General features: G+C 69.6%; 1 protein-coding gene and 1 pseudogene. Both read left to right on the top strand.

Annotated elements, in window-relative coordinates:
* The coding region (locus B3D39_RS01160) for a (d)CMP kinase (RefSeq protein WP_286789301.1) at nucleotides 1–285 on the top strand (285 nt) is incomplete at its 5' end.
* A 9-nt stretch (nucleotides 286–294) separates the two neighbouring features.
* A pseudogene (locus B3D39_RS01155) lies at nucleotides 295–641 on the top strand (hypothetical protein); the annotation flags it as partial.

Genomic DNA, 641 nt, shown 5'->3' with positions numbered 1-641 from the left:
CGCGATATCGGCACGGTGATCTGCCCGCAGGCGGAGGTGAAGCTGTTCGTGACCGCCTCGCCGGAGGTGCGTGCGCATCGGCGCTGGCTGGAACTAGGTGGCGACGAGGCCGACGTGCTCGAACAGGTGCGCGAGCGCGACGCCCGCGACATGGGCCGCGCCGACAGCCCGCTGCGTCCCGCGGTGGATGCGCTGGTGATCGACACGTCCGAGCTGAGCATCGAAGAGGCGGTCGCGCGCGCCGCCGATCAGATTGAGGCCCGCCTCGCGGGCGATCTGGACTAGGGGGCGGGGATGCTGCGCTGGGTTCTCCTCTTGCTGGTTCTTGCAACGCAGGCCACCGCCGAGGGGCGCCCGCAGGGGCTGTTGTGGAGCGAGACCGACCTGCCGCGCACCTTGCCGCTGCAGATCAAATCCGCCCTGGATCGCGATCTCTATATCGTGCTGCGCGATGCCAAGACCGGGCGGGACGTGATGGGGGCCTATGCGCAGGGCGGTGAATTCTTTCGATTGCTGGTGCCGCCGGGACGGTTCGAGGTGCAGGTGGCGCTTGGGCCTGCGGAGGACTGGCAGGGCGGTGCTGCGCTGTTCGGCCCCGAGACGGAACGGCTGCGCCTCGACCCGCCGCTCGATTTCGGGGA

It is taken from the genome of Thioclava sp. UBA3469, from assembly GCF_002378135.1.
GTDB lineage: Bacteria > Pseudomonadota > Alphaproteobacteria > Rhodobacterales > Rhodobacteraceae > Thioclava > Thioclava sediminum.
The sequence above is the reverse complement of the archived record's forward strand: the minus strand, read 5'-3'. Positions and strand labels throughout refer to the sequence as shown.